This window comes from Wenyingzhuangia gilva, assembly GCF_030519655.1.
GTDB classification, from domain to species: Bacteria; Bacteroidota; Bacteroidia; order Flavobacteriales; family Flavobacteriaceae; genus Wenyingzhuangia; species Wenyingzhuangia gilva.
In genome coordinates this window covers 1-8,667 of the sequence record NZ_JAUMIT010000017.1, presented here as the reverse complement: position 1 = coordinate 8,667, position 8,667 = coordinate 1, and the positions used below count along the sequence as shown (strand labels likewise).

Genomic DNA, 8,667 nt, shown 5'->3' with positions numbered 1-8,667 from the left:
ACTGCATAGGCTAACAACAGCTAAAAAACAAAGCTTTTTTTTGTGCTTTCATAAAGTTGGTTTTCTTTTTATTTTCTGTAGTTTTAAGTCTGAAAATTAATCGGCTAGTTTAACGCTTCGTTTCCTAGCTAAAACCGTTGTAGCCAATTAAAACCAAGCAAATCGGGAAAATGAAAATATTTGAAACTGAAAGATTAATTATTAGAAGTTTAAAAAAAACGGATAAAATATATTTTGCTGAACTTTTCACCGACCCAAGAATTTTAGAACTCATTCCTCAAAAAGCATTTACCGAAAATCAAATAACAGAAAGATTTGACAAAAGTCTGAATTTAAATTTGAGTGATTTAAGTAATGAAAAATGTGCTTGTGGAATATTTGAAAAAGAGAACACAGAAATGATTGGACTTGCTCTGTTTCTAATAAATGAAGATGGCGAAAAAGAATTAGGTTATCGTTTTAGAGTAGAATATTGGGGAAAAGGATACGGAACAGAAACGACCAAAGGAATGTTGGAATATTATTTTCAGAAAATGAATGAAAGCAAAGTTACAGCAGATGTTAATATGGCGAATATTGGTTCGGTAAAGATTTTAGATAAGTTTATGAAACCTGTGCGTGAATTTTTTAATGAAAGAGATAATTGTACTGATAGAAGATATGAACTCGAAAAAAATAACTGGCTACAACACCGTGTATAATTAATGGCTAGTTCTCGCCTACTTACGAAAATCCTCGCGGATTTTCTATTAGGTTTTTATTTGCTAAATTAGGTGCTTAAACACGCCACTAATCATACACAATCACGTTGGCATTCATTAGAAAAAAAACAAAATGAAAATAAATTCAATTTTTCATTCAATTCAAAATGACAAAAACTACAAATGTGTAGTACATATTGAAAATCAAACGATAACTAAAATTGTTTCAGAAAACAGTAACGAATTTAAAACGGAATTTGAGAAAATACAACCCTCCATATTAGGAACAAAACATTTCAATTTATGGAAAACGAAAATGGAAACGGATTTCCTTATTCAATTTCTTATAATACCAGTGCTGGAACTCAATTTTTATATCTAGATTATTCAAAATTTAAATATCTGATAGTTAAACAATTCTTAAAAATAAATTATAAAAATATAATTACTTCTTTCGTAGTTTATTCTTTTTTTGTGTTAATTGGTATACTTTTAAACATAATTAATCGAAACTTTATTTTATCGCAAATTGATATACTGATATATATTTGGTGTATAATTTCATTTATTATTATTTGGAAATGTATGAGTAAAATTGAAATGAATAAAGAAGAAATAATATCATTAAAAAAAGAAATCATCGAAAGAAAAATATAAATAAAAAACGAAATGCCAACACCGGCTAAACTTCATGCGGGTTTAGTTCTAACTTCAAAGTTTTGTTTATATTTACTAAGTCGCCAAATCTTGTTGATTTGGCTTTATGAAATCAAAAGAAACAAAACCAAACAAAAAGCTTCGGCTTAGTACGTGTTCGAAAATCTTGTCGATTTTCAATCCCGCACAAAGCCTAGCCAAAACCGTTAGGTAACATAAAATCGTAGCTGCGTTTTTCCAAAGAAACTTTTCTAAAAACCGATAATTTTGCTTCTCTCCTATTTTGAAATATTTCTATTTCTGAAAAAGCAAATTTCTAACAGTGAAAAAGTCGTTTAAAACAATTTAACGGTTGGATTTGACGTTTTTTTAATTCGGTTGTTTAAGTTGATAAATCAAAATCTAAAATCGCTTAGAAAAGCTGAAATACAATCTTTGCGTGTTTGAAAAATCGTAGCTGTAAATAGAGATTATTATTTGAAAGTTAATTTTTAATCTGAAAAATGGTGTCTTAAGTTTATGTTATTGTAGCTAAGAAATGTTTACTTCTGCTTGATAAATTATTTAAAAAATTAACTTATCCATTCTTTGAAAATTAATTTACCAGAGCAACGTGTATGAAATTATCGTAGTTCTGAAAAAACTTAAAATTCATTGAAAATTATTATTAATAACTAAAGGTTTTTAATTCAATAAAACATTTTGAAAAAAACGTTACCTAACACCGGCTAAACTTCATGCGGGTTTTGTGCCAACTTCAAAGTTTTGTGTATATTTACTAAGTCGCCAAATCTTGTTGATTTGGCTTTGTAAAAACAAAAGAAACAAAACCAAACAAAAAGCTTCGGCTTAGTCCGTGTTCGAAAATCCGCAGATTTTCTTCCCGCACAAAGCCTAGCCAAAACCGTTGTGTGTCATTAAAACTTGAATAAATGAAAATTGAAAAAGTAAAAAATTATAATCAAAAACTATTAGCTATTTTAGTAACAATTGGCGTAATTTTTTTAATAATAGCTCTTATTTCTTTTATATTTATGGCTATTCAAGAATCTAGAAGATATAATTATAATGAACCTGAAACTGGAATTTTATCAGAAGAAAAAATTAAAGAACTGCAAAAGGAAAATAAAAGAAAACAAGTTATTTCTTATGAAAGTCCAATATTAATTGACACTTTAAACTTGAATTATATAATCCCCGTATCACATAAAACTTTAAATGAAACAGAAGATATTACAGGTCTATTAAGTGCGTTTCCTAGTTCAGACTCTGAAATTTCAAAAAAGAAAGACAACAGATACTCAAGAAGTGTTTACGGAATATTTAATAATATTATTCTTTATGATGGAAAAAAGGGTACAAATAACAAATTGTTTAATGGTCGTTTAAATTTTGAGAAAATAGACACCGAATACTTTGAAGATGAAATTCTGGTTTTAATTAAAGCTTCTGGAAAAGATACTTTTAAAGATGGAGTAATCAATTTAAAAGATTTTAGCTCATTATATATTTACTCATTAAAGGAAGAAAAAATGAGGAAAATTGAAGTTTCAGGAATGGATGTTTTTCACTTTAACTTCATTGAAAAAACTAAAGATTTAATTATTGAATTTGGAGTAGACAAAAATAAAGATGGATTTTATGAAAGCTACAATGAACCAATAGTTATTAAAAAATATGATTTTAAGAACGAAAAACTAGTTGACATTATAGATACAAAAATCAATTCTGAATTACAGAAATCATTAGAAGGAACTGAAAAATAACGAACACACAACACCGGCTAAACTTCATGCGGGGTTCTCTCCTACTCCAAAGTTTTGTGTATATTTACTAAGTCGCCAAATCTTGTTGATTTGGCTTCGTGAAATCAAAAGAAACAAATCCAAACAAAAAGCTTCGGCTTAGTACGTGTTCGAAAATCTTGGCGATTTTCTTCCCGCACAAAGCCTAGCCAAAACCGTTGCCACAAATACTAAAAAATTGAAAATTTATCAAAAAATACTTCTATGAAAAACATTTTGAAATGTATTATTTTATGTCTTTTACTTTTAATATTATCTTGTAAAAACAAAAAAGAAATAGAAAGTCAGTTAGAAATGGAAATTGATACGTCTGGAATTGAATTTAAATTTGCAAATTTCAATAAAGCTATCGAGAAAGCTAAAGAAATTGATAAACACATATTAATTTATGTTACTAGTGACGGTTGTTTTCCTTGTATGAAAATGCAAAAAGAAGTTTTTACTAATCCCAAAGTTTATGAATTTTTCAATAAAGAAATGGTTTGTGCAAAAATACACTTTAAAAGAACTGGTTCAGTTATGAAATCAAGTGAGTTTAAAAAACTAAACGAAACACGAATAGATTTCTTAGACTTTCATAATGTTGACAAAGCCTTTCCTACATTTTTAATATTTGATAATAATGGAAAATTAATTAACAAAACTGCTAAATATATGAACATAGAAGAGTTTTTGAAATTTGGGAAAAAAAATATAAAATAAAAAAGTACTAGTGGCAACACCGGCTAAACTTCATGCGGGGTTTGTGCTAACTTCAAAGTTTTGTGTATATTTACTAAGCCGCCAAATCTTGTTGATTTGGCTTTGTGAAACCAAAAGAAACAAAACCAAACAAAAAGCTTCGGCTTAGTCCGTGTTCGAAAATCTGTCGATTTTCTTCCCGCACAAAGCCTAGCCAAAACCGTTACCTGCAAGCAAAAAAAATGAAAATAGAAGAAATAAGAGATTTAGATGATTTAATATTTGATGAATTTCAAATTTATTTTCCAAAAACTACAACCTCAAATTTCTCGAAAGAATTTCCAAATACTAATACATTAATTAATCTTATTGATATTAGTGCTAATTTTATAAAAAACTCAATCTATGATAACTGTGAGACAGATGATTATTATGGAATGAAAATTTTACACAGATGTTTAATTGAACATTATATACGTTTTCAATTTATTTTCACAAATTGGATTAAAGAAAAAGAAGATGGTTTTTCTAAAAATTATTTAGAATACAATGATGCTAGAGAAATATTAGATTTAATAAGAGCAAAAATTTCTGAACAACAACTTTACGATCCAAATTACAAATTACAAGATTGGGATGTTTTTTTAAAAGACCATCCAAACTTCATAGATAAAACACGAAAAGAGGTTGAAGAAGAAACAAGAAAATTCTCGTTTAAAAATATCATTAAATACTTAAACACTGAGTTAAAAGATAATAAATCAAACAACACAGAGTTTTTTGGAAAATTAATAATTGATTACTCAAATTTATCATCATTTGTTCATGGAGGAATGAAATCCTATCAAGAAATGATGGAAATGAATACTCAAAAGAAAAGGTTAACTGAGTATGAAAGAATTTGTGGTTTGACTTTTCAAATGAGTAATTCAATAAAATTATTTAGCCTTTTAATGTATATACAAACAGATAAAGACAATTTTGAGTTACATTATTTAAAAATAGATGAAATATTAAAAACAATAAATAAAGCCAGCAGGTAACACCGGCTAAACTTCATGCGGGTTTTGTGCCAACTTCAAAGTTTTGTGTATATTTACTAAGTCGCCAAATCTTGTTGATTTGGCTTTGTGAAAACCAAAGAAACAAATCCAAACAAAAAGCTTCGGCTTAGTTCGTGTTCGAAAATCTTGCCGATTTTCAATCCCGCACAAAGCCTAGCCAAAACCGTTGGCTGTAATAAAATATGACAGACTTTAAAACCGAAAAAGCCAAATTATTATCAGAATTGAATTCTGAAATTAAACGCAATCCAAATAATGAAATTTTAGAAATATTAAAAAATAATTTAGATTCATATCAATCTGTTTCCGAATTAAATGGATTTTTAAGTAGAACTATTGTTGATAGTCTAAGTTTTGAATTTAAAATCGGAGAAAAATTAATTGAATTTGAAAACTATTTCTCCGACTATTCGAATTCAATTCGTTCGACTGAATTGAGAAGTTTAGCGAAAAAATTAATTAAGGAAAACACGCGAATTACATTTTACGGAAAAGCTTGGTCTAAAAATACTGCTGAATGGATTTATTTTGACAAAGTGTTTGACTTAAAAAAAATACGAAACAAATTCTCATTTGGAAATAATATAATTGAGCATCAGAATTTAGATAGCAGGTCTGGATTAGAAAAAGGATTTATTGACAAAAACACCAATGAAGGAATAATGGGAAAAGTGAAATAAAACTACAGCCAACACCGGCTAAACTTCATGCGGGTTTTGTGCTTACTTCAAAGTTTTGTGTATATTTACTAGGTCGCCAAATCTTGTTGATTTGGCTTTGTGAAAACCAAAGAAACAAATCCAAACAAAAAGCTTCGGCTTAGTACGTGTCTGAAAATCTTGTCGATTTTCTTCCCGCACAAAGCCTAGCCAAAACCGTTGGCTGCAATGTAATTTCTCCTAATAAAAAATCAAATGAAATTCGCATTAATTGATGGTCTTAAAATAGAAGCCTATAAAGGAGCCGAAGGAGTCTGCCAAAGTTGTGGAGCAGAATTGATTTCAAAATGCGGTGAATTTAAAATTAATCATTGGGCACATAAAAAAAAACATCAATGTGACACTTGGTGGGAAAATGAAACAGAGTGGCATCGTAAATGGAAAGGGAAATTCCCTGTTGAATGGCAAGAAATCACACATTATGATAAAACTACAAACGAAAAACACATTGCCGATGTTCGCACAGAAAATGGACTCATAATTGAATTCCAACATTCAAATATTAATCCAGATGAACGAAGAATACGTGAAAATTTTTATAAAAATATGATTTGGGTTGTAGATGGAACTCGCTTAAAAAGAGATTATCCTCGTTTTCTCAAAGGAAAATTGAATGAATTTGAAAATACAATTTTTTATAAAACTGATAATCCAAAAATATTTCAAATAGATCTTGTAGACTGGTGCTTTCCTGTAAATTGGATTCAAAGTTCAGTTCCCGTGATATTTGACTATCTAGGAGATGGTACTTTAGAAGACACCTATAACTTACGAAACAATCTTTATTGCCTTTTCCCTCAAATTGGTCGTCTTAGATTTGTAGCAGAGTTTTCTCGTGAAACGTTCATAAAAGCAATTAAAAAGGGAGATTGGGCTTTTAGGGTAAAACAATTTTTGAATCATTTAGTTGAACAAAATACAATAATTGCTCAAAGAGAAAAATTAGAATTAGAGAAACGGAAAGCCATTAATAGAGCTGAATTTAATAAAAAACTAATGACTAAAAGATTCAGAAGAAGTAGAAGATTTTAAACAAAAACACAGCAGCCAACACCGGCTAAACTTCATGCGGGCTTCTGTCCTATTTCAAAGTTTTGTGTATATTTACTAAGTCGCCAAATCTTGTTGATTTGGCTTTGTGAAATCAAAGAAACAAATCCAAACAAAAAGCTTCGGCTTAGTTGCGTGTTCGAAAATCTCGTCGATTTTCAACCCCGCACAAAGCCTAGCCAAAACCGTTAGGCACAAGCTGAAAAAATGGAACTTACAATTAACATATCGAAAAGAAAGAAAAGCATTTTTGAATTTCCAATTATCGGTGGAACATTGGAAGCTATTGTTTCAACCATAATGATAATCGTTGTTGTATTGGCGGTTATAATTGTAGTTCCTTACGATTTTATAAAACACAATATTCTTGGATATAAAAGAAAAACCTACGTACCACCAAAACCAGCAACTTTAATCGAAACCGATAATTATAAATTAACTCTTGAATATATTGATGAGCCTAATAAAGAGCATCAACTTGCTTCAGACTTTCTGTATTCAATTGTTGACTACGGAGATGAAAATGCAGTTTTTAAAGTTATAAATAGCGGAGTGAAAACTGAACTTAATGATACTTATCTGACATCTTTTAAATATGAATTAGGCGAATTTCTAATATTGCAGAAAATTCGCGAAAATGAAAACGGAGAGCCAACTTCTGACTTGATAAAGTTTAATCCAGCTGACGGAAAAATCGAAACACTAAAAGAAATCGGAAAATTTGAGTTGACTAAATTTGATGAAAAAAATGATGAAATTGTTGGTTTTAATTTAACGGAAGATATTACCATCAAATTGAACAAAGCCAGTGCCTAACAACGGCTAAAATTAATGCGGGCTTTGTTTTAAACTTCAATGTTTTGTGTATATTTACTATGTCGCCAAATCTTGTTGATTTGGCTTAGTTTAAATAAAAAATACAAAACCAAACAAAAAGCTTCGGCTTAGCACGTCTTCGAAAATCTTATCGATTTTCACCCGCACTAATCCTAGCCAAAACCGTTAGCACCAATTTGAGAAACAATGAATTATAATAAAAACTTACTTGACAGAGCTGACTTTATACTTAAAATAGCTGATGAATCTCTAAGTCAAGGCAAAAGGAATGATTATGGAAATTTGTTAGCTGATTTTTCAATGTTAAAAAGTCTAAAAACAAGTGGACTTTCTTTCATTCTAGATTTATTTGGTTCGGAACATCCATATTATACTGAGTTTAAAAATGTTTTACGTTCTCCATATGAACCCAATATTAATAGCGCGAAAGAAATAATTAACAACATAAAATCTGAAATTGAAAACGGATGGTTAACATCTATAAAAGGTATAGTGTCATCGGAAATTTTTAGTGACTTTCTTGAAATGGCAGACCACTTATTGGAAAATGACTACAAAGATCCAGCTGCTGTTATGATAGGTAGTGTATTAGAGGAACATATAAGGCAATTATGTATTTCTAATGGAATTGATACAACATTTGAAAAAGATGGAAAAACAATAAACTTAAAAGCTGACAGAATGAATAGTGAACTTGCAAAAGCAGGTGTTTATAATAAACTTGACCAGAAAAATGTAACAGCTCTTTTAGATTTAAGAAACAAGGCTGCTCACGGAAATTATTCTGAATATGACAAAGCACAAGTTAAATTAATGTACGATTCTGTGTTCAACTTTATAACTCGAAATCAGATATAAAAACAGGTGCTAACACCGGCTAAACTTCATGCGGGTTTTGTGCCACTTCAAAGTTTTGTGTATATTTACTAGGTCGCCAAATCTTGTTGATTTGGCTTTGTGAAATCAAAAGAAACAAATCCAAACAAAAAGCTTCGGCTTAGTCCGTGTTCGAAAATCTGGCCGATTTTCTTCCCGCACAAAGCCTAGCCAAAACCGTTGTATGTAACTTAAATAAAAAATGATAGAGTTAGAGGAAAACGAATTGAATCTTGAAGAAATAAACCACACTAATAATCTAACAATTAGACTTGAA

General features: G+C 29.6%; 9 protein-coding genes. All 9 read left to right on the top strand.

What is annotated here, in order from left to right; all coding sequences use genetic code 11:
• The first annotated feature begins 170 nt into the window (after positions 1-170).
• The 9 genes from QVZ41_RS14245 (at position 171) to QVZ41_RS14205 (ending at position 8,372) form a co-directional block, all read left to right on the top strand.
• The gene (locus tag QVZ41_RS14245) at positions 171-701 is read left to right on the top strand and encodes a GNAT family N-acetyltransferase (protein ID WP_302885316.1); all 531 of its coding nucleotides are present in this window, start codon (positions 171-173) and stop codon (positions 699-701) included.
• Positions 702-1,004: 303 nt separating this feature from the next.
• On the top strand, positions 1,005-1,358 hold the full coding sequence (locus QVZ41_RS14240; RefSeq protein WP_302885315.1) for a hypothetical protein: 354 nt from the start codon (positions 1,005-1,007) through the stop codon (positions 1,356-1,358).
• 932 nt (positions 1,359-2,290) lie between these two features.
• The gene (locus tag QVZ41_RS14235; protein ID WP_302885314.1) at positions 2,291-3,124 is read left to right on the top strand and encodes a hypothetical protein; all 834 of its coding nucleotides are present in this window, start codon (positions 2,291-2,293) and stop codon (positions 3,122-3,124) included.
• Between the two features lie 243 nt (positions 3,125-3,367).
• Positions 3,368-3,865, top strand: coding sequence for a thioredoxin family protein (locus QVZ41_RS14230; RefSeq protein WP_302885313.1), 498 nt, complete (start codon positions 3,368-3,370; stop codon positions 3,863-3,865).
• A gap of 221 nt (positions 3,866-4,086) precedes the next feature.
• Entirely contained in the window at positions 4,087-4,887 is an 801-nt protein-coding gene (locus QVZ41_RS14225; RefSeq protein ID WP_302885312.1) for a DUF5677 domain-containing protein, read from the top strand.
• Between the two features lie 203 nt (positions 4,888-5,090).
• Positions 5,091-5,588 (top strand): hypothetical protein, encoded by a 498-nt coding sequence (locus QVZ41_RS14220; RefSeq protein WP_302885311.1) that lies wholly within the window; start codon positions 5,091-5,093, stop codon positions 5,586-5,588.
• A gap of 234 nt (positions 5,589-5,822) precedes the next feature.
• Positions 5,823-6,659: a competence protein CoiA gene (locus QVZ41_RS14215; RefSeq protein ID WP_302885310.1), complete on the top strand. Its 837-nt coding sequence runs from the start codon at positions 5,823-5,825 to the stop codon at positions 6,657-6,659.
• A 225-nt stretch (positions 6,660-6,884) separates the two neighbouring features.
• Complete coding sequence (locus QVZ41_RS14210; RefSeq protein ID WP_302885309.1) at positions 6,885-7,493, top strand: hypothetical protein; 609 nt, start codon at positions 6,885-6,887, stop codon at positions 7,491-7,493.
• 207 nt (positions 7,494-7,700) lie between these two features.
• Positions 7,701-8,372, top strand: a complete 672-nt coding sequence (locus QVZ41_RS14205) for a HEPN domain-containing protein (protein WP_302885308.1) — start codon at positions 7,701-7,703, stop codon at positions 8,370-8,372.
• The last annotated feature ends 295 nt before the right edge of the window (positions 8,373-8,667 follow it).